Genomic DNA, 26,227 nt, shown 5'->3' with positions numbered 1-26,227 from the left:
TTATTTTGGATTACCTATATAACTGTTAATCTCAAATTTCATATAGTCATAACCTTTGCCTTTAAAAGGTTGGCTCTGCTGTTTGCCATGAATCAATTTTCTGTCCGGAAAAATTTTATCTGCAATAGCTTTATTGGGCAACCCATTGACAAAACAGTTTTCCAAACTGCTACTTATAACTTCTAAACTATCTAATGCCAAGGGTTTGTAATTAAAGAATTGTTTACGTTGAATACGTACCCCTTCGGTTATAAATTTATGATCTACCCAAAGTAACTCGCTATTTTCATCATAATAAGAAATGATCAATTGTGGTATGGTAACTTCTTGTACACCGGAGTTGAACAAAACACCCTCAAAACCTTGATCCGTATATTTTAGATCTTGTAATGCTACGTGTTTATATAAATCGGTATTTGCGGTATTACCAGCAGACTGCAAGTTAAACTTGGTAGGTTGTTCTTCAAAACTGACCGGCGTAAATTGGTCTGGATCAAAAGTAGGGGGTAAGGTGTCTTTTGTAGATGACCATGCTATACCCTCAAAGTTAATTTTAAAGGTAGTAGTTTCTTTGGGCATTAGCTTATGCTTAATTTGATGTTTGGCGTTATAATTGGCCAGTTCTTTATCATTATCATTGTATAATGTTGCTTTTATTACTACATCTGCGGGTGTATTATCTACATTTTGTAGTTCTCCAATTACACTGTATTGCCCCTTGTATTTTACCAATTTGGCAGATAAAATTTCTAGTACGGGTTGTTTTAGAACATCTTCATGGTAGGTTTCTTGTGTGGTAATCTTTCGTCTACCATGGTTGTAATAAGTTGTGCCGTTAGCTGTAAATAATTGGTCTGGCGGTATATCATTATCTACCTTTTTAGCTTTAATGTACCATTTGTTTTTACGTTTTACCAATTCATGATAATCATTATTGAAGACATTTTCCAAAGGGGTAATCCATCTTGTAGCTACTTTGGCCTTTGCACTATTTTCAGTCTCATCGTAAATTTCAATGCCTAAGGAATCCAGTTTTGCATAAGAACTTAGTATACCATCGGTAACTGAAACTTCTAGCATATACTGGGCTATATCAATATGGTCTTCTGGGTCAATATAAGAGTGTGCCGTAGAGAATTCTTTAAAGTCCAATGCATCATAATAGGATTCTACTACGTTAGTGGGTGACAACTGAGCAACATTTTTCACGTAGAATATGTACATACCATATCCTAAGCAGATAAGTATCAGCAATGCCCACCAATGAGAAAAGGTTAATAATTTAGGAGGAAATCTGTTGTACGGCAATTCTAATTTCATGAAAGAATGTACCGGTGTCTTTCTGGATTTTAACAGTCTAACCCATATCATTTGGATATTTACAAATATAGCAATGAGCACGGTGGTTAACGGTATTACGCCCCACATGATCTTCATAATGGTAGGTACATCTTGTTTGGGCATAATTTGGGGTATGGGTGCAACATTAAGTTTTTCCCAAACCATGATTCCATTTTCTAATTGTTGTAAGCGCTGCCAACCGCAATAATAGAGTATGGGGTCATAGAACTTATCATTGGAGAATATATACTTTAAGTTGTATTTCTCGGGTACGGTCAAGAACTGTTGTAAAGAACCTATACCTTCTACACCTCTAAATTTAGAGTTTTCAATTCTTTCAATGGCCCTTGTTGTCAATTCCGGCAATCGCCTTGCGGAATGGTAGTTGCCATCTACCGTCATGGCTCCACTTTGTGCAGATAACCATGCCATTTGATCACCAAAACCCAGTGGTAGATATCGCCATGCGTCATGCGAATCTGCACCCAAAAAGTTGACAATGGGCAACATTTTAATTTTAGCGGGTTGCGATGGTCTAAAATACCCCAAGGTCATGGTAAAGAGCACCATGAATAGCATTCCGCCTGCAATGAGACCGCCTAAGACCCTATGGTATACACCACCAAATTTAGTTTGTATAAGTACCTTAAGGTCTCCTTCTACCATACGGTAGGCAAATTCTGCAAATATGGGCAATGCCATAATGGTAGCCCATAATGTAAATCTATCTAGGGTAAGAATATTAAATGCAGTTTCACCTAACATCATTAACGGAATGGGCGTAGTACCACCGGTTCCCAGAATGGTCAAAAGGGCAAATGACAATCCGAAGAACACATATCTTTTACTAAAATATCTGTAAAAGAAATAAGGGAGTATAAATAGAAATACACCCCAAGGAATAATAAAAAATACCAGTCCAGATGAGGTCACCTCCAGAAAGTTATCCCTAGATCCATGTGGTATGGCAACTTGGGTAATGGGGTTTCTTTTAGAGTTGTACCAATAGGGGAAAATACAGAAAACCAGTAAAAAAATTGCGGTACCGCCAAACTTGGCTATACGCCAAAAATGCTGTAAAGTGGTTCCCCAAAAAACTTTAAAGGTAAGCGCTTTATAAGAGTTTACTTTTTCTCTTGCAGCATCCATAACAGCCATACCCATTAATGGGGCTATAAAGAATACCATGCCGAATAAAGGGGTAACATGATGTGAGGTTACCGTAACCGCAAGCATGGTGGCCGAGGTTATAAAATATCTTGTTTTACCTGTTTTTATCCAAAGGTAAATTTCGGTCATTGCATGTAATAATATCGACAATGCAGAAACGCTTGGAAGTTGTCCAAAAATGTGCAAGGTTTCTACAAATGTTGATGAAAATACGGCCATTACGGCACCGTAGCCGGCAATTCTTCTGCTCCCTGTCATAAGAAGGGTATACCTATAGGCACCGGTAATAAAGAGCACAATGGCTATGAGTGCCACAGCATACATACCAAATTTGAGTCCGCCAATGTATGAGAGAATTCCAATTAATTGATGCACTAACGGTGGGTAAGATTGTACTGTAAAACCGGTATACCATCTATACTCCCAAGGATCAAACCAGCTATTGGCATAATGGTCAGCAAAAAATAGGTGAATCAATGCATCGTAGGTAGACTCTAGAGTAAAAAAAATGGCAGAACCATGAAAAGCTAGCCCTACGATTAAAGCTAATATTAAGAGGGTGTTGGTTTTTTTCTCCAAAGTTTATATAAGCATCAAAGTCAATTAAAAGTACTAAATATAGCAGATGAAGATTACATTAGAAAGCGATAATTCAAAATATTAGTAATATAATACTTACATGATTGTACAATGAGCTTAATCGTTGTGATGATATTTAATATGATCACCAATGTCCAAATGTGTATTTCTTAAAGGTGTTTTTGAAAGAAACTTCTTTTCATAGTCTATCTTTGTACTTGATTTAATAGGTGTTGAGCAAGATTCAAGTTTTTATTTTAGATACATTAAAAAAGCTATTCCAATTTTTGGGTAGCACTCATTTTACCAAGTCGGTATTGACTGTAATTGCCGTAATTACACCACTGGCCATAGGTATTTCTACGGGGTATTCAGAAATAGGTGTGGCTATTTGTTTTGGTGCTTTTTGGTGTAATCCAAGTGATGTTCATGGCAGTTTTAAACACAAAGTATATGGCATATTATTTTCTGCCGCTTTGGTTATGGTCGTTAGTTTTATAGGGGGGTATTTGCATTATTCTCCATGGTTGTCAGTGATAATCTTAGGTGTCGTCAGCTTTGCAATTTCCATGATTTCCGCCTACGGATTTAGGGCTTCTCTTATTAGTTTTTCGGGGCTATTGGCATTGGTCATCAGTTTTGCGCATACACCAGACCAGTTAAAAATTTATGAATTCTCTTTATTGGTAGGTCTTGGAGGTATGTGGTATCTGGCCTTGTCCCTTTTATGGTATAAGATAAACCCAAAAGGGCAGACCGAGGAAGTTTTATATGAAACCATTGGGAATACCGGTAAGCTATTAAAAAAGAGAGGTAAATTAATAGGTAAAAAAGCCAATAGGAAAAAACTCAAAAAAAGTCTTTTTTTACTACAGAGCGAATTAACTGAACAGCACAACACGTTACGTGAAATACTTATTCTTTCACGTAAGAATTCTGGTATATCGGTATATAACGGAAAACGGGTTTTGGTTTTGGCTCAATTGATAGAAATGTTGGAAAATGCTGGTGCAAACCCTGTTAATTATCTAAAAATGGATGAGCAATTTCAAGGTTATCCTGAGTTTGCAAAACTTTTTCAACATATTATTTCAGAAATGGCAGAACAGTTACAGATGATTGCTGTTATTGGAAATAAGCCAACAAGAATTCCCAAGCACAATAAGCTGAAAACTCTGTTTAATGACTTGGATAGCAAGATTCAAGAATTAGGGGATATAAAAGATGCACAGGCCTATGAAGCTTTTATCATGTTTCAGAATTTTCTGGAGTACCAAGAAAAACAGTTCGATAAAATTAAAAGAATCAAGTGGTTATTAAGTGATCATGATGTTGCGTCTGAAGAGTTTATAGATAAAGAAATATTAAAACACTTTTTAATTTCCCAAGATTATAGCCCGCGTATTTTGTTGCGTAACCTAAGTTTTAGATCTACCATTTTTAGGCATTCGTTGCGCATGGCAATTACCTTAATGATCGGTTTTGTTTTGGGTAACCTATTTTCTTTTCAAAATGCGTATTGGATCTTATTGACCATTATTTTAATAATGAGACCTAATTACGGTTTAACCAAAGCGCGCTCTAAAGATAGAACTGTAGGAACTATCATTGGCGGACTCATAGCCACTGTCATTGTTTTTTTGGTACAAGATGTTTATGCATATGCGATTTTGGCGCTCATCTCTTTTGTAATAGCGTTATCTATGCTTCAAAAGAATTATAAGGCATCGGCAATATACGTAACGCTCAGCATTGTTTTTATTTACGGTATTCTTCAACCAGATGTAATGACCGTAATACAATACCGTATTTTAGATACCCTTTTGGGGGCTGTGCTCTCGTACCTTGGTTTTTTGTTTTTATGGCCTAGTTGGAGTTTTCAAGAGATACGTAAAGATGTTGTCAAAAGTGTGGAGGCGAATAGAACATATCTCTCTGAGATTGCAAATTTTTATATTCATAAAGGCAATGTACCTACAAGTTATAGATTGGCGCGCAAAAATGCATTTTTAGAGACTTCCAATCTTAGTTCTGCTTTTCAAAGAATGACGCAAGAACCGCATTCCAAGCAGAAGAACTTAAATGAAATTTATCAATTGGTAGAGCTAAACCATAATTTCTTATCCTCTTTGGCATCATGGAGTATTTATATCCAGCACCATACAACTACAGAGGCATCTGAGCGTTTAAACAATATTATTACTAAGATCGATGAGAACTTAGAATCGGTATTGAAAATGTTATCTATTGATGCTGCGGATAAACAAGTTATGAATTTAGATGAGGTAATATCGTTTGAGAAACAACTGCCCAAATTTCAATCTGAAGAGGTGAATTTAAGTGCAGACGATTCACATAAATACAAAAGAAACCACCAAGAAGAACAACTGATTTGGGAACAGTTACGATGGTTATATTCTTTAAGTGTCAATATGATGAAATTGACTTCAGGTTTATAAACAGTTTATTTAGGAAATAGGTTTTTATATTAATCATCAAAGTCCATAAGTTCCTGTAGTTTTTCAAAGAATTGCCCAACATGTAGACCATCTGCCAAACCATGATGAACATGAACCGATACGGGCATTTTTTGAATGCCATCTACCGTAGTCATTTTACCAAAACTAATTTTTGGGCAGCTGTCCGGAAAATCAAAATGCCTAGCATGGGAAAGTGATGTGAAATCTATCCAAGGTAATGATGAAAAATGAATTACATTTTCACCCGATAAAGCTGGCATTAGACTTTTGGAGTTTTTTACTTCTTCAATTCTAGGTGCTGCCTGGTCGCAAAAAGTATTAAAATCTTCATGATAATCAAGGTAGGAAAATCCAAAAGTTCCATTTGATCTGTTAATAGTGGGCGATGCATTTATTACATCGTATTCATAAACCTTATCACCCTCAATACGGTATTTAAATGCGGTAATATTATTTGCGGCTTTTAATGATTTATGCAAATAATACATGAAAAAGGAGTATCCGTTTTCTTTTGATTTTTTGTAGGCAGTTGAACAATCTATTTTAGCGGTAATGCCATAGAACGGTTCACTGAATTTTGAAAAAAAATTAAAGTGTTCTTTTCTAGACCATTCATGGATATTAAGTTCTTTTCGCATAGTATAATTTTTGCTCAATGAGATATTGAACTGCAAGATATTGGTTATTTTAAGTAATAAAATGTTTATTCTACGGTATGTCTAACAAGAACTTCATTATCTAAAATGACATTGGTAGTCCAAATAAATTGGGCATCCTTATTAGGGTCATCAAATAGCGTGGTGAAATTAGTATACGAAGGTTTATTGTCCACACCAATGACCTCATTTGTGTATGTTGATGCATCTTGCCAATCAGAGTCATCGAAATTGGTATGCATCCATCCTTCTGGTATTTGCCAATGTAAGGCGTAAAATTTGCTGCCGTCATTTCCGCCATTGGTATCACAGTTTTTAGAATATCTATATCCGCCATCTTCAGAAGTACAATTTAAATCTATGATAGGAGCCGTATAAAATGTTTGTGCTTTCCAGTCTTTGTTCGTAATGGCTATTGTTTCTTCTTTTTTATTTTTAATGACAGCCACCATACCGCCATCACCTGCATGAAAAGGTTTTCCCCTATTTTCTTCACAACCAATACCAAGGTGCTCTTCCCAATCTACCAATTTCATGGCAATGGTAAATGGTCTATGTACTTTAAATTTAACAATACTTGAATTGAATTGCGTGAACGGAACTTTATCTTTGCCTACGGGTTTACCATTGACATACATTTCAAAATAATTGTCGGCAAAGATATATGCGGTAAAAACTTCCCCATCATTATCTATTTCAACAATATCCAAATCATTGTAATGAGACATGGCTTCTTGAGCAGTATTATAATTTTTTCCTTCGCACGCGTTGTATAAATCTACGGCAAACGGAAAATTTTCATTAGTGTAGTTGGTTTCTGCCGGCACGGTCCATTTTTTTCCATCTATAGAAGTAATTTCACCAACATCTGTTTTTCTACCACGATCACATTCGTAAATATCTTCTAGCAGGGTAGTGGCAATACCCTGGGTAACGCTTGCGGTGCCCTTATATGCTTTCGCCGTTAAAACGGTTGTGCTTTCATCGGTTTTGTTTTTTGGTTTATTTTCTCCACAACTATAAACTAAAAATAAAACTAGAAAAGGTAAGATAGTTTTAAAAGGATTGATATTCATTTTTAATGTGTTGGTTATTTTAGCTTGTTTAAAGTTATCGGTATTTTTAGAAATATAGATTGATAATTAAGATTACTATAGCATTTTTCTAGCAGAAAATTCATTGTTTTTTAACGCAGATTCTAATTTTTGAATTCTTCTGTAGTTTTATAATCAATGCTTTTAGCCTTTAAGTATTCCCATATTTCAATAGTGTTACCTGCGTTTTTTAGCGCTATAAAATCATCTTGGGAAAGGCAATAGGTAAGAAAGCCGTCAATATAGCTTACGGGAATCTTAAAATTTTCACTCATGGTCTGTTTTGAAAATTTATCAATGATTTCCTTTTCCAGTTGCTTTTTTTCATCACGTTCCACCATTTCTTCCAAAGACTTGGTTCTACCAGAAACCCTGTTCATGATTTTATGGGTGTTGATCTTTACAGTTATACCTACGTAACTCAATATCTCGTTTAATTTTCCATATTCATCCATTGTTTGTAGACTAACATATTTTCCTCTATCGGCCTCTTGCAATAACCTTTCACTTTGGGACATTTTGGTGACATCTGCATTTTGTAATCCTAAAGTGTATGATGTTATTGTAGGCTTTATGTCAAGTCTATCTATATCACGATCCAATTCGCCCGTTAAATTATAGGGTGTAACCGTAACTTCTTTAAGGTCTATTATATTTTCAATTAAGTGAATAGTTACAAAACTGCTATTTAGGTAAGATTCATTGATGATAATTTCTTTGGGAAGATATTGTACGGCAGAAATACGCAGTGAATCTTTTAATCTAACTTCAATGCTGAAAAGACCAGAAGAGTCGGTAATGGTTGATTGTTGGGTGTTTAAATTAACGATAAGTACATTAGATACATCGTTTTTGGCATTGGTCACCGTACCTTTTAAAATTACAGTGTTATCCTGGCCATATGCGCAGAAAGAAGTTAGAGAAATAGCAATTAAAATGAATATATATTTAGGCAATGGTCTGGTTTGCTATAAATATAAAACGACGTTATTTATTAAATGAAAATATTAAGTTAAATGTAACTTGTTATTATTTAGTGTTTTAGTTTGTTCTAAACAGACCTTTAAAATTACTTTTTTAAAGTTTATGTTTCCATTGTTGATAAAAGTCTTCAATTTTTAATTTATCATCTGCGGAAAATTCTTGTGTCTTTAAAAAGTAATACACCCTACGGGAAATTAGAAAATCATCTGCTCTCAAAAGTGCTGTTAACTGAGCAATGGTATTGGGTGTAGTTAGTTTTTTTTCTTTTAGTATGTTCAAGAATATATCAATTTCTTGATAGCTGAATTTGGCAATCAAAGGGTTTGTTGCATTGATAAAAGAAGTGTTTAATTTTTGTTCAGTTTGCAAAATATCGGTTAGGTATAAGACACGATTGGCAGAGTTAACAGCAGGTAATAATTCTTGGGCACCGTATTGATAAATATCACCGGGAGCACTATTCCAATACCGCATACTGGTTCTCAATAGCTCAGGGTTTGTTTTAATGGCATTTATTATGGCGTTGACCGTTTTCTTAGAAAAATCTTTCTTTCTGATCAATTGTTCTAGTGCAAATAGTTGATAATTGTCTTTTTGTAAGAAAGACTGCAATTCGCTTTTTGAATATGAATTTCCGGTAATATTCCTAATGTGCTGCTTTACATCTCCGTGTGCCCAATGCCATAGGGAATAGCAGGTCCAGACCGCTCCTTTTACATAAGTCGATTTTTCTAGCAAAATGGTCTCACCAGACATTGCATCTACGCCCTCACTGCCCACCGTACCTACAATTTCATCTTTATATACATTTTTTAGGGCAGAGTTTTCATTCTTTAATATTTCATGTAGTTTTTTATAATCGGCATTGGTGAAGCTTTTTCCTTCGGATTTTTCCAATGCAACGTCATCAGGTAGCACAAGCTTGTTAAAATGTCCTAATTCATCCCAATAAATGCGAACCACATCTATCTTACATTGATTATCGCCACATACTACAGATTCTACATCCATGTAAAACTCATGAGGTAATGCCTTTTCATTAGTTATTTCCACCAATGTGCAGGCTACCGGTTCGGTTAAACTGATGCCTTTATGTATAACATGTAATGTATGCTTTATTTCATCTGTAGAAATAAAGCTGACCCATAGAAAAAGGCAAAAAGATAAGGCGAAATAGATGATGTGCTTCATTTGTTATATCCAAGTTAACTATAACATCTTACTTCAAATAATTTGGCATGATCTGCGCCATAGGTACTTTTTAAATTAATACGGACGGCAGTGGTTTCTATGGTTTCAAAATTAAATTTGATTAAACGGGTTTTGTTTTTATCTATACTGCCTATTTTAACCCAGTTACCGTTTATACGAGCTTCTATATCCAAGGATCGTAATAGTTCCTTAGGAACCTTAGTGGTATACACATCATTTTCTAAACTATCTCTGCGTAGCATCAAGTTTCGTTTTACATTGGTATCACATTTTAATTCAAGCTGAGAGATATTTATACGGTCATCCCATTCAATTTGAACATGCGCCGGTAGTCCGTCAGATTGCCAATGATGTGGATTGTCATTGTAATCTCTTGACCAACCATCGTTCAATAATTTTGCATCGCCAGAAGATGTACTAGAGCCAAAAATTAATGCTGCACGTTTAACCAGGTCTGTGCTGTCATTTGCAGGTCTATTTGGAATAAATGCATCGTCCCTAATTAATTGTTCTTGCAATTCTTCAATATATGTTTTTCCCAATTTACGTGGTAATACTTTCTTTTTTACACACAAGGCTGCCGCAGTACCTACTGCTTGCCCTTCAAGGGCACATGTAGCCATTATACGGGAAGATGATAAGGCTATATGTGTCTGACTTATATTTCTACCTGCAAATAAAAGATTAGGTACATTTTTAGAATACAGGGAACGAAATGGTATTTGGTACGGCTCTTCAAAATCTTCGTGAAAATAACTGGGCGGTTCGTTAAGGTTCTCAATTCCGCCAGGGTTGTGTTCATCTAAGGACCAACCGCCAAATGCCACTGCATCTTCAAATTGTTTGTTCTTTAATAAATCTGGTTCGCTAAGAATATAATCGCCAATAAACCTGCGGCTTTCTCTTTTGCCGGGTAATGAAGAAACCCAATCTAAAGCATAGTTTTCGGTTTCGGGAAATTTACCTGAGTTTTTCATATAGTCCCAAACGCCGTAGGCATATCCTAAAAGTTTATGTTTATTATCTTCGAATTCACCAATAATATCTTCATCACTACCTAACTCTACCCACCAAAAACCTAATTCAAAAGGTTTTAACTGTCTTCCTTTATGAGATTTTTCCGCGTCATATTTAAGGGTGAAATGTGGCGGTTCAAAAGGCATAGGTCTACCCATGTCTTTTGAACCTAAAAGCACGGTAGAGCCCATTTGCCAACCATCTGCCTCTTTGGGCGCATATTTCTCATTAAATTCAGAAGAAGCTTCCCTACCGGTTCTGTATAGTGCGCCAGCGGTAGCACCCAATAAGCCATCACCTGAGCAATCTATAAAGATAGATGCCTCTATGGTAAATTCAGTTTCAGTGGTCAATTGCCAACAATAAGCGGCTTCAATTTTACCGTCGTCTGACATTATGGCTCTAATTGCCGTGGTATTCAGTTTTAGATCAAGGTTTTCTTCCTTGGTGATAAAGTCATACAAAATATGGTCCCAAACAGGGTAGGAGTCTTGTGGGTTATGAAAGCGATTGTGTAATAGTATTTCTTCAATGATACCGGTTTCTCGTTCTGGCAAACCGTTTCTTAAGTGATTTACCCCGTTGAGGTGAACACGGATTTCGCTTGAAGAGTTACCGCCTAAAACAGGGCGGTCTTGAATTAAAACTACTTTAGAACCATTTCTTGCAGCAGCTATGGCGGCACACATGCCTGCAGCTCCGCCACCAATAACGGCAACGTCATAGGTTTCAGTTTTTCGTCTGTCCGGTCTTGGCTTTTTGCCGGTACCCATTTGGTGCCATTGATTGGGGTCCGTATTGCCAAAAGGCTTTTCTGATGTTAGGTCTGTACTATTTGCTTTTTCTGGGTCGTTTGAATATCCGGTTAACGGAATAACACTTGCGCCTAGAGTTGCTTTTACAGATTTTTCAAAAAACTTTCTTCTTTTCATTTTGCGTTAAATGGTTGAGTTGATCTTAAGTTTGTTTTGATATTTTAAATCGCATTTATCTTTTTTAGTATAATTGATTAGCGAAAAGCAAAATTTTGACAATTAGCTGCACATCTTATAAAAAAAAATGAGATTGTTCAAAGCAAAAAACAGGTTTAGATAATACGAGAAAAACTATCTCTTTTCTGTTATTGTTAAATAGTAATAATATGAATTTTCACCTTATGAAGTAAGTGTAATCATTAGGTTTTAGATACGTGTCTAGTTTTTTATGAGTGTGTTTTATGCAAATTTCTTTGCTGTTAGATTATTATGGGTGTACATGCTCTATCTAAACGGCCTTAGAATAGGTTGTTTAGGAGATTTACATTCATTTGAAAAAAGGAAAGTTTAATAGAATAGCAGATTGTAGCAACTGCTATTCTAATTTTCAAAAGTTTGTCTTTATGCCCTCTATGTTATTTCATGGAGTGCAACCCTATAGTATTACCATCTCTATCCATTAAAATGGATACAAAACCAAATTCGCCAATAGACATTTTTGGTCTTATAATTTTTCCGCCTGCTTGTGCTACTAAATTCTCTTCAGTAGTGCAGTCTTTAGATTCAAAATAGACCACAGTATTGTTACTGCTTGCTATAAAATCTTCTTTTTCTACCAATGCCCCAGTAATATTTAAACCTTTTGGGTCAAATGGAAAACCAGATTGCTTGCCAAATTCAATAGGAAAATCAACAAGTTTAATATTAAAAACTGTTTCATAGAACTCTTTGGCACTTTGTAAGTTTGAAACATGGATATCAAACCAGTTTACAGGATTTACGTTTGTCATTTTATTTTCTTTTATATTTTGTTGCTTTATTGCACAACAAAAGTGCCTTTACTTTAAAATATAAAATTGTAAAAATGGGACAAGCTTACTTTTTGTTGTCAAAAATCATGGACATTTTTAAATCATCCCCATAAAACTCTTTAGGGGTAAGCCCTGTAAACTCTTTAAAATCTTTAATGAAATGTGCTTGGTCAAAATATTCGTTTTCATAAGCCAAATCGGTAAGACTCGTAACTTCTTCTGTTAATAATTTTTTTAAAGTATTCTGAATTCTAATAGTTTTGGAAAGTTGTTTGGGACTCAACCCAATGGTAGATGAAAATTTTCTGACCAACTGTCTTCTATGAATGTTATTTTGTTTTGAAAGTTCATTCACAGAAAATTGTCCATTGGCCTCTAAAATGGTCTCAATAGTAGATTTTACAATATGGTCAATATTTTTTTTATCTATTAATCGGGCAAGTAAAAAGATTTCGATTAGCGCTATTCGTTCTGCAGTAGAGTGGGCTTCTAGAATTTGGTTTCCAAGTATTTCGCCTTCCTTGTCAAACAATACATTTAACGGCACTGCAGTATTTTGTATTTCTTTAATATTGATGTCTGCAAAAGGGAAAAATCCATTTGGCTGAAATCTAACTACAAAAGTACCGGTAACACCTAGTGGTTCTACAATATACGGTTGTGTTAATTGCCCAATTAAGAAACATTTAGGTAATATGAAACTTTCTTTTGAATTTGGGTGATGTCTATAGGTATCTCCGTAATGAAAAATTAGTTTCATTGTACCATCGGGTATTATAGTATTTTTTACAGGAGTGTCTTCAATAGCACTTTCTAATGTCCAGTAACATTGAACCCATTCCTTTAAATTCTGTTGTGGTTCAAATATTTTCGGATTCATTGCTAGCTATTATTTGTTTTGAGAAGTTTTAGAAAAAAAAGAACGATTGATTAGTTACAACCATCCTAAGTTTATCCTCTATTGCTTTTAATCTAATTTATAACACCGAGATTTCAATAATTAATCTGGTAAGAAAGATACTATAATCTTTGAAAATCAATAGTATAGATGAGATAAAAGTACGAAGCTATGGATCAGCGAAAATTAATTTTCAACGGCAGAAATAGAAACGGGAATTTCATAAACCTGTAAATGAAAATAGGGTAGTGCGGCCAGTAAATGGTCAAAGATATCTGCCATAACATACTCATAGTTTTCCCAACGTTTATCTGAGCTAAATGCATATATTTCTAAGGGTATGCCTTGTGGCGTAGGAGGTAATTGACGAACCATTAAGGTCATTCCCTTATTTATGGCAGAGTGGGTTTCTAAATAATCGTTCACATATTTCCTGAACACTCCTATATTCGTCAAATTTCTACCGTTAATGGCAAGGTCTTTATTGATGTTGTTTGAGGTATTGTAAGAATTGATTTGCTCGTTTCTGGTTTTAAGGTATGGCGCAATTAATTGTATTTTTTCAAATTCCTCCAGATCTGTTTCAGAAAGAAAACGTATACTTTTTTGACTTATGATCAATGCGCGCTTAATTCGTCTTCCGCCAGAATCTTGCATACCACGCCAGTTCTTGAAAGAATCTGATATCAAGGCATAGGTAGGAATGGTCGTAATTGTTTTATCAAAATTCTGAACCTTTACCGTCGCCAATGAAATTTCTATAACATCGCCATCTGCACCAAACTTATCAAAACTGATCCAGTCGCCAATACGCACCATATCATTGATACTTACTTGTATACTAGCCACCAACCCAAGTATGGAATCTTTGAAAATAAGTAGAATAACGGCAGAGCCGGCACCCAGTGCGGTAAAGAACTTCCAAACTTGAATTTCGGTGATAATGGCGAAAATAGTGAAGATGCCTACGATCCAGGCAAAAATCATAAATACCTGTATGTAACTGCCCATAGGCTTATCTCTAAACCTTGGCTTGGTCTTTAAATAATCATTAATACTGGTAAAAACACTTTTGACCACATATAATGCAAGCACTACAAAAAGTACATGTAAAAACTTTAAAACAATTTCTGCGGCATAGTCAAAACCAATAAAGGCAAAGGGTACAAATTCTATTAATATGCTTAACGGAACAATATGAGCCAAGTATCTGGGCACCCTATTGGCTACCAAAAAATTATCGAAATTGGTTTTTGATTTTCTTGCTAGCCTTAATGAAACTGAACGTAGAACTTTCCAGATCAAAAGATCCAAAAACCAAGCCAACACTAATGCAACAATTAATAATATGGCTAAATTCAGATATGATGCGGCAGTAGTGCTTAGTCCAGCTTCTGTAAGATAATTAAAGAGTATTTTATGAAAATCGTCGTTCATTTATCATGTTCTTTCAACCTTACAAAGGTACTATTTGTGAAAGCAACAAGTTAAACTGTTAAGGTAATTTTATTATTTACTATGTATGGCCAGTACGGGTACTTCTGCATAATAGCCCAGGTTGTTCAATGATAGTCTCCCAAAACTAAATCTTTCCCAAAATGACGGTTTTTTGTCTACATAACTAATCATATTTGAATGCCTTATAGCAACAAAACAATTTAATGCAATAGCCATTTTAACATTGCGCAAGGTATTAAAGCTATGGGCTACGTCTTTTAGCTGATTACGTAATTTTACTTTGTTCCTTTTTTGACTAAAACTTAGGTTGCTCGGCTGTTCTAAACTAAGTACTTGTATGCTTGCGTTGCTTAGTTTGGCAATAGTAACCAAATATTCAATTTCAGATTTTTTAATGTTCGTATTAAAATTAGTGGTCAATACAATTTCTTTGGGTTGATTGAAATCTACATTGCCGGGAACAATTAATATTGGATTTTCCTTTACGTTCTTTAAAATTTCCAAGGTATGTTGACCATATGCTGCTTCGTTTTTGTTTGCCGAGCCTTTAGCTCCCAATACAAGTAAATCAAATTGTATCTTCTTGTTCAGGTTTTTGACTGCACTTAAAAGTGATATAGACTCAGATACGGCATAGAAACTATGCTTGGTATTTTTGTTTAAGCTATGTAATCTGGCAATGGTTTCTCTTAAACCTTTTTTAGAATTGTTTTCTGATGTTTTATTGAACGCTTCATCTGGATCAAGAAGGCTTAAACTATCAAGACCATATGTTTCTTTGGCATAGGCATGCAATATGTAAAAACTACACTTTCTATCTTCAAACAGCTTTATAGCGTAAAGCATGGCATTCCATGAATTTTTTGAGAAATCTGTGGGTATTAATATACTGCTTTCCATACTGTACGTTTTAGTTATTGTTAATATTTTTTTATTAAATTCAATACATGATTAGTATACTTGTCTTAGGCAATCATAATGTTTAAATTTTGTTTATCAACATAGAATGGTTTGTTGTAGTCATAATGCCATATTCAGGTTAATATGTTCGTTTTCTTGCTCCACTTTTTCAATAGTAAGTTTTTGTTCCCCGACCGGAAATTCCCATTGAACGGTATCACCTTCACTATATCCCATAACTGCTGCACCCATTGGTGTAAGAATTGAGATTTTATTGTTTTTAATATCACTGTCCGTAGGCATTACCAGTTTAAACTTTTTGTGCCAACCGCTATCAGAAACTATGGTGACCAGGGTATTTAACCGTATTACATCTTCATGCATATCGTTAGCGTCTAAAATAATAGCAGTTTCTAGTTCTGATGCCAGCTTTTTAACAGATTTACGTAAGGTGTCATCTTTGTAATACCCAGATAGGTTCATTAATCTTTTAAGTACTACAAATTCTTTTTTTTCTATAACCAGATTTCCGTACTTCATATGCTGTGTTTTATGGTTGTACATTTAATTTTAATAGCTTGTCCATTGCCATTCTAAGCGCAGCCGAGAACATTGGCTAGCTTATTTCAAATAATTTCGACCACGCTCGTTGTGGCAGTATCACGTATTAAAATTTTTTATTGTTCGTTGATCAACTATGTATATCAAGGAAAAATACCTCGTTGTACATAAGCTTCTTCCAATCTTTCAATAGCAATGATGAATGCGGCGGTACGCATATCCACATTTCGCTTTTTAGAGGTCTCGACAACCGTGGTAAAAGAGGCTGACATTTTCTTTTCTAATTTCTCCATAACCTCATCTAACGACCATATTTCGCCATTACGGTTCTGTAGCCACTCAAAATAACTACCTATTACACCACCAGAATTGCAAAGAATATCGGGTATAATTTCAATCCCTTTTTTTAGTAGTATATTTTCGGCGTCTACATCGGTCGGTCCATTTGCACCTTCAGCAATTAAATACGCTTTAATCTTGTTGGCGTTCTTTGCCGTTATCTGGTTGCCCAATGCGGCAGGAATACATATATCACAATCTAACGAGAAAAAGTCTGCGCTATCAATGGTTCTTGCTTTAGAGAAACCTAAAATACTTCCCTTGTTACCTTGGCTATAGGCCAGCAATTGGTCTACGTTTATACCTTCTTCATTGGTAATACAGCCATATGCGTCTTGTACGGCAGTTAAGATAGCGCCTTCTTTTTCTAAGAAATACGCAGCCCAGTACCCTACGTTACCAAAACCTTGAACAATGAATTTTTTGTCCTTTAGGTCAATGTTGTTATTTTTTGCCCAGAATTTTATCGTTAGAAAAACACCGTAGCCCGTAGCTCTATCCCTTCCTTTAGAACCGCCTGCACCAATTGGCTTACCGGTAACTACATGCATATTGGTGGAGCGTTCCGCCGGTGATTTGGTAGACATGTAGGTGTCAAGTATCCATGCCATGGTTTGCGAATTGGTATTCACGTCTGGAGCAGGAATATCTAACTCAGGTCCAATATTGTCGCCTAAGGCATAGGTGAATCTTCTGGTAATACGTTCCAATTCGGAATCTGTATATTTCGTGGGGTCTAACTGTATTCCTCCTTTGGCTCCACCATAGGGCAAACCTGCTAAAGAAGTTTTCCAGGTCATCCACATTGCTAAAGCCTTGGCAGCATCTATATCTACTGTTGGGTGGTAACGTAGCCCACCTTTGTATGGGCCAAGAGAATTGTTATGTTGCACTCGGTAACCGGTAAAGATCTCAACTTCACCATTGTCCATTCGTACAGGAAAATGAACAACAAATTCATTGTTGGTAACCTCAAGAATTTTTCTAATGTTCTTATTAAGGTCAATAATGTCTGCGGCATTATCAAACTGTCGCATTACATTTTCTAGCATACCTTGTTTAGGTGCTTTTTTTGGAGCTACTTTTGCTATCATTATATGTAGTTTAATACTAATTCATTATTTAATTCACTGCTAGACATTTCATTGGATATCATGGTAATGGGTTTGTTAGTGAAATCCATAAAATGAACATATTCACTGCACGAATGAATGTTATATTTATCTTTTGTGATCGAACAATAAGAATGGTGCGTACAAGTGGAGCATATGCTGCGCATATAATTTTTCATCGAGCTCATATTATGATGTATTAAAGTGTTCTTACTGTTGTTTGTTATTCTAAAACCGTCTGAGGTTTAAAAGGATAAAAAATTAACGCCAAAAGGGTAATGCCAATAAGTACTAATAGGGCAAATGCCAGTTTGGACATTAGAATATTGTTGTCTAAAGTTTTATTGGAAAGTTGAGTAAGTTGTTTGCTTTCTTCTAATTGTATTTTTGCTAGTATATTTAAATTATCATCTATTTCGGAAAGAGTTTTTAATGAGGTTGACCTTATGCTGCTTTGAATATCGTTATTGGATTGTAGCTCTTTATCTTCCAATATTCTTAGCTTTTTAAATTTGTCGGTCAGGGTATTTAAGGTATTATATTCGGTAGTGGTCAGTTCTGTAAGTGCCACTTCATTCAATAGATTTTCTACTTTTTTATTTTCTTCTTGGTTTAAAATAAAATCATGAGCTGTAAGTCTTAGTTCTTTTTCATGGAAAATGTTATTTAACTGATAAATAAAATCTTGAACCTTAACCCTATCTTCATACACAGTATTTACCGTTGTTTGCAACGTAGTAAAATGTCTTTGGTACAATCTATTTGAACCCAAAACCAACAAAAAAGTGATGCCTAAAATAAAGATGGCATGCATTCTTTGCTGTGTTTTTAATTTTGAGAACATAAGTGTTATAGAGTTTATATTATGATTGTACATTTTGCGTTAATAGGAATCCACTTGGTGTTTTCTTAATAAATCAGCCAACCTATTTATAGAAGCCAAGTGGATTACATCAACCAACTAAAAAAAAAATTAAAGGACTTGTAATTCGCCTGAGTTGATAGCGTCTTTGTAGTCTGCAGTTACTACTGTATGACTACCAAAAAAACGACCACCATCATTTCTTTTAATTTTAATTTGTGTAGTACCGTCCTTTTTTTCCTTAACTGAGGTAACTACAACTTTCTCGCCATGGGCCTGCCTATAATTGGCAATACCACCACGTTTGATTATAAAATTTTCTCTTGGAAAATCTATGTGTTTATACTTGTGAGATTCGGGTTTTCCTATTTCAAAAACATCACCAACACGAACCTCTGGTTGTGTAGAAGTGTTGTCTTGAGCGGTTAACATACTTACTGAAAATAACAGGGCAATTGCATATTTTATCATAACTGAATAATTTTAGAATTAATTAATATTTGTTTTTAAATGGTTGAAACTTTAGGAGTGATTTTGTTGGCTTGGTTTGGTTGGATAACTTTTTCTATGACCAGGGACATCATTTCACCTGGTAGCCCAAATGAAATTCTATCACCGACGGCGCGACCTATTACCGATGCACCTAAACTGCTGATTACTGAAACTTTGTGGTGTTTAGCATTGCTTTGCTCAGGTGGTACTATGGTAAAAGTTTGATGTACGCCCGATGCTCCAGTAACTTTTATGGTTGAATTAATAGTTACTATGTCAAAAGGGATATCTGCAGTATTCAAAACCATGGCAATACTCATATTTTGAGCTAGAAGTTCTAACGCGTTTTTATGCGCATAATCTTCAATAGAAAGATTATTCTCTATATGATTTTTAATAGCGATGAATTCGCTCTCTTCCAAAACTAGACTACCGTATTTCATCTACTGCATTTTTAATTGTACTACGTATTACCAAACTAGTGGTAGTAGCTTTATTGTTCGCAATAGAAAATGCAAAGGGTATGCCCTAAAAATGATTATTTGAAAATATGTAATATAAATTACTGATAATCAACAATTTATAATCTTAAAAATAATTTTTGATAAAACCTGAAGTGGGGAGTATTTACCCGATTGGGTAGAATTTCCCCGATTTTATTGGCACCGCCAAAGGGTATAATACTCTGAGGCTTGTCTCGAATTTAAAAGTTTGTTTCCTTTTGAATGCCTCATGGGCATGCCCTGAGATGTTTTATTTTAGTTTTTCGCGTAAAGTTTTACGATCGATCTGAAGAATTTGGGCGGCTTTGGTTTTGTTTCCTTTCGTATGAACCAATACACGTTGTATGTATTCTTTTTCCATTTCATAAAGTGGTCGTAACCCATTATCAGGAAAATCAATTTGATATTTTAAGGCTTCTGGCAAATCTTTTACTTTAATAATACCATCGGACATTATTACGGCACGTTGAATAATATTTTCAAGCTCCCTTATATTACCGGGCCAATTATATCTTTCAAGAATTTGAAGCGCTTCAGGGGCAATACGCAGAAGGCGGTCCTTAAATTCTATGCCATATTTTCGTATAAATTTATCGGCTAAAATAGAAATATCGGATTTTCTTTCCCTAAGTGGTGGCACGTTGATTTCTACAACGGTTAACCTATAGTAAAGGTCTTCTCTAAATGAGCCGTTTTTTATTTCATCTTTTAAATTGGCATTCGTAGCGGCAATAATCCTTATATCTACTTTTTCAACTTTTTGAGATCCTACCCGTGTAATTTCCTTTTCCTGTAAGGCACGCAATAACTTGGTCTGTACTGCTAGTGAAGCAGTGCCTATTTCGTCTAAAAAGAGTGTACCGCCCTTGGCCGCTTGAAAAAATCCGTTTCTATTTTCATTTGCACCGGTGAAGGCACCTTTTATGTATCCAAACAGTTCCGCTTCTTGTAAGTTTTCTGGAATAGCCCCACAGTTTACTGCAATGAAAGGTTCTCTTGAGAATTTACCAGAATAATGTATGGCCCTTGCAACCAGTTCTTTTCCTGTTCCGCTTTCACCGGTAATTATAATGGTAGCTTTGTTGTCTTTGACCCTTTCTATAATATTCGTCACTTTTTTAAAAGCGACTGATTCTCCTACCATATCTGAATATAGGTTAGGGGAGGCTGCGGTAACGTTGCTGTTTTTTCTGTGGGCATTTTGTTCAAATGCTTTCTCTATAGCGTCTTTAAGTTCGGATTTAGTAAAAGGTTTGGTCAAATAGTCTGTAGCACCAGATTTTATGACTTCTAAAGAGTCTTCTACAGAAGGGTAGCCGGTTACCACTAATTTAGGAATCTCTGGATAATGTTCATTTGCAAACTTCAGTAATTGTAATCCATCAATTTCTGGCATTTGAATATCAGTAATAATAAGATCTATAAAAGTATCCTTCAAGATAAACAAGGCCTCTTTCACTGACACAGCCTTATAAGTATGGTATCCCATAGCTTGTAAATGCCTTTGCAATAGCTCTAGAATATCTATATCATCATCTACTATGAGTATGTTCTCTTTGCGTAAATCCATAATTACAATTTAGGAAAGCTGACCGTAAAAATAGTTCCTTTAGGTGTATTCTGTTCATGCTCTATGGTACCTTTATGGCTCGTAATAATACCATGAACTACACTAAGACCTAAACCAGTACCTTCACCAATAGGTTTGGTAGTGAAAAAGGGTTCAAAAACCTTATCTTCCAATTCTTTTGGTATACCTTCTCCTTGATCGGCAATTTTTAAAAGAATATGATTTTCTGTATCTAGGACCTTTACTGAAATAATACCATTTTCTGGGGAATAATAAATGGCGTTCATAATTAGGTTAAACAATACTTGGGTCAATTGTACTGTATCTGCCTGTAAAACCAGATCTTCATTTTCATAAGTTGTTATTAGTTTAATTTTTTTATCACGTAATGATGGTGCTAGTAATTTTATAACGCTTGTTACAATAGGAATTAATTGAACCCTTTTCATTTCCTGCGGCATTTCGCAAGCAAAGAACATAAGTTTTTTAACGATTTCTCTACTAAAAATGGCACTATCCATGATTTTTTCAAGATCTCTTACAGACTGCTTATCCGTCATTTTATCGGTAAGAAGTTCGGCAAAGCCAAGTATATTGGCCAATGGGGTATTTAATTCGTGAGCTATGCCAGCTGTAATCTCACCTAATATGTGCAAACGATCGGTTCGCTCCATTTTTCGTCTTGTAAGAGCTTCACTGTCACGAATTTGTTTACGTTCTATAAGATTGCCAACATCTAATGCAACGTTGTTCAACAACGTTTGTTCCTCTATTAAAAAGTCATCAATGCTATATTTTTCTGAAGGATAGCCAACCATTACCTCGCCCTCTAACTTATTAAAGACTTTTATTTTTGAAGATAAACAGACCATATTTGGCTTAAAGTCGTCTGTTTGTACAGTGTATTCACCAACTTTTAGAAAAACTTCGGTTACTTGCTCAAATTGCCATGCCCGTTTTAAGCAATAAACAATGGCTTCTAAAGATGCATCAATTTGATCATAATCTGCATTTACGATAATAGAAGTTACCTCATATAAACAGGTTAGTTCTTTTACGCGTTCCTTTAATTTTGCCTCTGCCGATGTCATAACTATTGTTGTTCAATTTGCTTTATAAAGGTCAACAATATTTGGCAGAAATGAAATGTGCAATAGGTTAAACTATGCTATTTACATTCAAATTAGGGTAAACCGGATATTTAAAAATTTTAAAAGATCTGTGAAGGTTTATGAGGCTTTTACACCATTAAAAATGAAATCCATAAACTGCTTTTCAAGTTCAATAGGGTTAATACTTGTATTGCTATTGTCTACATACTTGTTATAAGACCATCTCAATGATGATACTATACTATTTGTGGCAATTTCAATGTTCATAGGTCTAAATTCTCCTTTCTCTACACCGTCTTCCAAAATAGAGGCAATTTTAGAAATATAGTCTGATCTTTTGGCTACATATTCACTAAGTGCGGGCTCCTTTAAATTTCTCCATTCATTTGCCATAAGTGCCAGCTGGTATGGTTTTTCAAATGTGAACTGTATGTGTTTGGAAATTACCATTCTCAGCTTATCCTTTGGTGAAAAAGTTGAATCTATAATATTATCCATATAGGTTTGAAATTCTTTCGTAATCCCAATCACATAATTTTCTAAAAGGGCATCTTTAGAGTCTATATAATTATAAATGTTAGCCACCTCAAAGTTCATGCGTTCCGCAATATCTCTCATGGTGGTGGCTCTAAATCCTTTTTCATGAATCAATTTCAATGTTTCCTTGAAAAATAAATCCTTTTTCACACTCTTCGCCATCATAGTACAAACATTATAATAGTAATTAACAGATGTTATTCTTTTAATTAACAGTATAAATATAATTTTATTTCATTTTAACATTTAAATATGTAAGAATTTATTTGATTTTTATCTATTATATACGAAACGATCACTAAAACAATAATTAATATCCGTATCATTTTGTAGGAAAATACATTATATCTTAGATTCACATACAGAAAGGGCTATTTGACAACAAAAAATAATCCCCTTACAGAACCATTGGTATTTTTGTTTTACTATTAATTTTTTAATGAACGCTTGTTCATGTAAAAATTAAAAACATTAATCTTTTAAGTATAGAATTCGCGGAATATGAAATTAATGCACGCTTACTTCACAAGACAGAGAAATTCACACCAGACGAAAATGAACAGATTTAATATTTTGTTTATTAAACTTTTAAGTCTATGTGCTAATCTGCTGAAGACAAATACATATTCTAAATATAAAAGCCCTGCATACATACAATCTTGTCTGGTTGCATTTGTGCTGTTTTTTGCAATTGATGCCAATGGACAGAATTTTGAAAGCGTATCTATAACGGGTGTTTCAAGTGGTACTGTTGAAGATGCCTATTTTAATGCTACTTCACCTACTATACCGGCATTGGCCTTCGTAAGGGTTCAAAAAATTGGAGGTGCACCTAATAATGGTCGAGTTGGATATAATAATACTGTTGACAATTTCTTTTATTTTAACCCTAGTGATAGTGGATCAAATGCACCTTCAAGGATAAGAATTAGTTTTTTACAAGCGGATCAGACGACTTTGATACCAGTAAATGATTTTAGAATAATTATAAATGATATAGATGGTACACCGGCACCTGCTGATCCAAATGTACCTATAGAAAATGAGGCGGTGGGTACAGACTGTAGTAATTCCGTACGTTTTACGGCTACTGATATTCCCACAAATATTGCAATAGACACAACGCCGCCAACACTTTTGTCGGCAGGTACGGAATCTGAGTCAAACGGTCCTGAAAGTAATTTAATGTTCGAGTTTAATGATGTAAATTTTATTGAATTCGATATCTATGCTAATCCAGGTTTTGTAAAAGAATTTGATCTTAACCAAAGTGAATATCAGATCAATACATTTTTATACTCTGTTTGTGTTGGTGATTCTGACGGTGATGGTGTTTTTGATAATGTTGATATTGATGATGATAATGACGGAATTTTGGATATTGTTGAATCTGATGGTAATGATCCCAATGGAGATGCTGATGGTGACGGTCTACCCAATTATCAAGATGTTTTAGATAATTCTGGGGATGGGGTTCCTACTTATAATGCAAATGCCGATGGTAGTGTTACCAACTATACAGATGCAAATTCTGATGGTGTACCGGACGTTTATGAGGCTAGCCAAGATAATGATAGCTTTCCTAATCATTTAGATTTGGATTCTGACGATGATGGTATTCCAGATAATATTGAAGCTCAAGCTACAGGTACTTATGTAGCACCGTCTGGTAACGATTCCGATGGTGATGGATTAGATGATAATTATGAGGGAACAGGTAACCAAGGCTTACTACCTGTTAATACGGATGCTGCTTTTATAACATCGGATAATGTTCCAGATTTTTTGGATCCAGATAGTGATAATGACGGAATACCAGATACGGTAGAGGCATATGATACCAATGGAGATGATATTCCGGAGATAACATCGTCAGGTAATGATACAGATTTAGATGGTATTGATGATAATTTTGATCAGAATGCTGGCGGATTGGATGACCCAGATGCAGCAACGAACAATAACCAAACTCCAAATACTTTTCCAGATGATGACCCCGCCGGTGGAGAAAGAGATTGGAGGGATCCCCGAGATAGTGATGGTGATGGTACAACGGATAACAATGATACGGATGATGATAATGATACCATTTTAGATGTAGATGAATATACCGGTATTGATCCTTTTGGCGATGAAGATGGTGATGGTATTTTAAATTTCAAAGATGTTAGACAAGATGTAGGTGGAACAGGCGATGGTACGAGCACTAATTATACCGATGCTGACGGCAATGGAGTTCCAGATGCTTACGATGTGGATAATGATGGTTTACCCAATCATTTGGATACGGATAGTGATGGTGATGGTCATTTAGATGCCACGGATCCAAATCCGTATGCACCAACAGCTCAAGATGAAAGTGTTAATGCCACTTTAGGCGTAGCTACAAATATTAATATTTTAAGTAATGATGATTATTTGCCAAATAATGACGCTAATAATCAAGGTACAACTGCAATAACCAGAGTTGGTGGTACTGCAGGCGGAACAGCAATTTTAGATCCTTTTACGGGAGAATTGGCATATACCCCTTTATTGACAGAGAATGGATCAACAGTGACGGTAATTTACGAAGTCTGTAATACCGATCCGGACCCAGATGTTTGTGAAACCGCAACGGTTAATATTACGGTAACCAATGATCCGGATACCGATGGTGATGGTACGCCAGATTCTAGTGATGACGATGATGATAACGATGGTGTCCTAGATGGTGATGATAATGCACCTTTTGATCCAAGTAGCTGTCAAGATTTGGATAACGATGGTTGTGATGATTGTTCTGCTACAGCTAATAATGATTTTTCTGTAGGCGCTAACTTTGATCCTGCAAATGACGGTACGGATACGGATGGTGATGGATTATGTGATGCTGGTGATCCAGATGATGATAATGACGGAGTTTTAGATGGTGATGATAATGCACCGTTAGATCCAAGTAGTTGTCAAGATTTGGACAGCGATGGCTGCGATGATTGTTCCGCTACCGCAAGTACGGATTTTTCTGCGGGTAATAATTTTGATCCGGCCAATGACGGAACGGATACCGATGGTGACGGATTGTGTGATAGCGGTGATACAGATGATGATAATGACGGAGTTTTAGATGTAAATGATAATGCACCTTTAGATCCTAGTAGTTGTCAAGATGCGGATGGTGACGGTTGTGATGATTGTTCGGCAACGGCTAATACCGATTTTTCTGCCGGTGCTAATTTTGACCCTGCAAACGATGGACTTGATACCGATGGTGACGGAATTTGTGATACTGGTGATACTGATGATGATAATGACGGAGTTTTAGATGTAAATGATAATGCGCCCTTAGACCCAAGTAGTTGTCAAGATGCAGACGGAGATGGTTGTGATGATTGTTCGGCAACAGCTAATACCGATTTTTCTGCCGGTGCTAATTTTGACCCTGCAAACGATGGACTTGATACAGATGGTGACGGAATTTGTGATACTGGTGATACTGATGATGATAATGACGGAGTTTTAGATGTAAATGATAATGCGCCCTTAGACCCAAGTAGTTGTCAAGATGCAGACGGAGATGGTTGT

General features: G+C 35.4%; 19 protein-coding genes and 1 pseudogene. 2 read left to right on the top strand and 18 right to left on the bottom strand.

Features of this window, described 5'->3' with window-relative positions:
- Nucleotides 1–3,090 (bottom strand): hypothetical protein, encoded by a 3,090-nt coding sequence (locus VBZ51_RS00230; protein ID WP_416575708.1) that lies wholly within the window; start codon nucleotides 3,088–3,090, stop codon nucleotides 1–3.
- 230 nt (nucleotides 3,091–3,320) lie between these two features.
- Between VBZ51_RS00230 and VBZ51_RS00225 the strand changes: the two genes are divergently transcribed.
- Complete coding sequence (locus VBZ51_RS00225; protein WP_416575707.1) at nucleotides 3,321–5,549, top strand: FUSC family membrane protein; 2,229 nt, start codon at nucleotides 3,321–3,323, stop codon at nucleotides 5,547–5,549.
- A 29-nt stretch (nucleotides 5,550–5,578) separates the two neighbouring features.
- Here VBZ51_RS00225 and VBZ51_RS00220 read toward each other — a convergent pair whose 3' ends face one another.
- From VBZ51_RS00220 to VBZ51_RS00140, 17 genes are all read right to left on the bottom strand, one after another.
- Nucleotides 5,579–6,208, bottom strand: coding sequence for a CatA-like O-acetyltransferase (locus tag VBZ51_RS00220; RefSeq protein ID WP_416575706.1), 630 nt, complete (start codon nucleotides 6,206–6,208; stop codon nucleotides 5,579–5,581).
- 65 nt (nucleotides 6,209–6,273) lie between these two features.
- Nucleotides 6,274–7,302, bottom strand: a complete 1,029-nt coding sequence (locus VBZ51_RS00215; protein WP_416575705.1) for a hypothetical protein — start codon at nucleotides 7,300–7,302, stop codon at nucleotides 6,274–6,276.
- 122 nt (nucleotides 7,303–7,424) lie between these two features.
- On the bottom strand, nucleotides 7,425–8,276 hold the full coding sequence (locus tag VBZ51_RS00210; protein WP_416575704.1) for a carboxypeptidase-like regulatory domain-containing protein: 852 nt from the start codon (nucleotides 8,274–8,276) through the stop codon (nucleotides 7,425–7,427).
- Between the two features lie 121 nt (nucleotides 8,277–8,397).
- Nucleotides 8,398–9,495 (bottom strand): hypothetical protein, encoded by a 1,098-nt coding sequence (locus VBZ51_RS00205; protein WP_416575703.1) that lies wholly within the window; start codon nucleotides 9,493–9,495, stop codon nucleotides 8,398–8,400.
- A 14-nt stretch (nucleotides 9,496–9,509) separates the two neighbouring features.
- Complete coding sequence (locus tag VBZ51_RS00200) at nucleotides 9,510–11,465, bottom strand: FAD-dependent oxidoreductase (RefSeq protein ID WP_416575702.1); 1,956 nt, start codon at nucleotides 11,463–11,465, stop codon at nucleotides 9,510–9,512.
- A gap of 458 nt (nucleotides 11,466–11,923) precedes the next feature.
- Nucleotides 11,924–12,298 carry a VOC family protein gene (locus tag VBZ51_RS00195; RefSeq protein WP_210706958.1) on the bottom strand — a complete coding sequence of 125 codons (375 nt, stop codon included), beginning with the start codon at nucleotides 12,296–12,298 and terminating at the stop codon, nucleotides 11,924–11,926.
- Between the two features lie 85 nt (nucleotides 12,299–12,383).
- A complete protein-coding gene (locus VBZ51_RS00190) occupies nucleotides 12,384–13,199 on the bottom strand; it encodes a DUF6597 domain-containing transcriptional factor (protein WP_416575701.1) in 816 nt (271 codons plus the stop codon).
- A gap of 204 nt (nucleotides 13,200–13,403) precedes the next feature.
- Nucleotides 13,404–14,654, bottom strand: a complete 1,251-nt coding sequence (locus tag VBZ51_RS00185) for a mechanosensitive ion channel family protein (protein WP_210706956.1) — start codon at nucleotides 14,652–14,654, stop codon at nucleotides 13,404–13,406.
- Between the two features lie 72 nt (nucleotides 14,655–14,726).
- Nucleotides 14,727–15,575, bottom strand: a complete 849-nt coding sequence (locus tag VBZ51_RS00180; protein ID WP_416575700.1) for a universal stress protein — start codon at nucleotides 15,573–15,575, stop codon at nucleotides 14,727–14,729.
- A gap of 120 nt (nucleotides 15,576–15,695) precedes the next feature.
- Nucleotides 15,696–16,115 (bottom strand): GreA/GreB family elongation factor, encoded by a 420-nt coding sequence (locus VBZ51_RS00175; RefSeq protein ID WP_058104285.1) that lies wholly within the window; start codon nucleotides 16,113–16,115, stop codon nucleotides 15,696–15,698.
- Nucleotides 16,116–16,279: 164 nt separating this feature from the next.
- Nucleotides 16,280–17,569 carry a Glu/Leu/Phe/Val family dehydrogenase gene (locus tag VBZ51_RS00170; protein WP_058103415.1) on the bottom strand — a complete coding sequence of 430 codons (1,290 nt, stop codon included), beginning with the start codon at nucleotides 17,567–17,569 and terminating at the stop codon, nucleotides 16,280–16,282.
- A gap of 241 nt (nucleotides 17,570–17,810) precedes the next feature.
- Nucleotides 17,811–18,431: a hypothetical protein gene (locus VBZ51_RS00165; protein ID WP_340158137.1), complete on the bottom strand. Its 621-nt coding sequence runs from the start codon at nucleotides 18,429–18,431 to the stop codon at nucleotides 17,811–17,813.
- A gap of 129 nt (nucleotides 18,432–18,560) precedes the next feature.
- Nucleotides 18,561–18,920, bottom strand: coding sequence for a hypothetical protein (locus VBZ51_RS00160; protein WP_058103413.1), 360 nt, complete (start codon nucleotides 18,918–18,920; stop codon nucleotides 18,561–18,563).
- A gap of 35 nt (nucleotides 18,921–18,955) precedes the next feature.
- Nucleotides 18,956–19,384, bottom strand: a complete 429-nt coding sequence (locus VBZ51_RS00155; RefSeq protein ID WP_416575699.1) for a GreA/GreB family elongation factor — start codon at nucleotides 19,382–19,384, stop codon at nucleotides 18,956–18,958.
- Between the two features lie 310 nt (nucleotides 19,385–19,694).
- Nucleotides 19,695–21,014, bottom strand: a complete 1,320-nt coding sequence (locus VBZ51_RS00150; protein WP_416575698.1) for a sigma-54-dependent transcriptional regulator — start codon at nucleotides 21,012–21,014, stop codon at nucleotides 19,695–19,697.
- Between the two features lie 2 nt (nucleotides 21,015–21,016).
- Nucleotides 21,017–22,105: a sensor histidine kinase gene (locus VBZ51_RS00145; RefSeq protein ID WP_416575697.1), complete on the bottom strand. Its 1,089-nt coding sequence runs from the start codon at nucleotides 22,103–22,105 to the stop codon at nucleotides 21,017–21,019.
- A gap of 138 nt (nucleotides 22,106–22,243) precedes the next feature.
- Complete coding sequence (locus VBZ51_RS00140) at nucleotides 22,244–22,828, bottom strand: TetR/AcrR family transcriptional regulator (protein ID WP_058103409.1); 585 nt, start codon at nucleotides 22,826–22,828, stop codon at nucleotides 22,244–22,246.
- Between the two features lie 390 nt (nucleotides 22,829–23,218).
- Between VBZ51_RS00140 and VBZ51_RS00135 the strand changes: the two are divergent.
- Nucleotides 23,219–26,227, top strand: a pseudogene (locus VBZ51_RS00135) (hypothetical protein); the annotation flags it as partial.

The organism is Maribacter sp. HS (genome assembly GCF_048059195.1).
GTDB classification, from domain to species: Bacteria; Bacteroidota; Bacteroidia; order Flavobacteriales; family Flavobacteriaceae; genus Maribacter; species Maribacter dokdonensis.
Note: the sequence above shows the minus strand (reverse complement) of the source record. Positions and strands in the feature narration are given on the sequence as shown.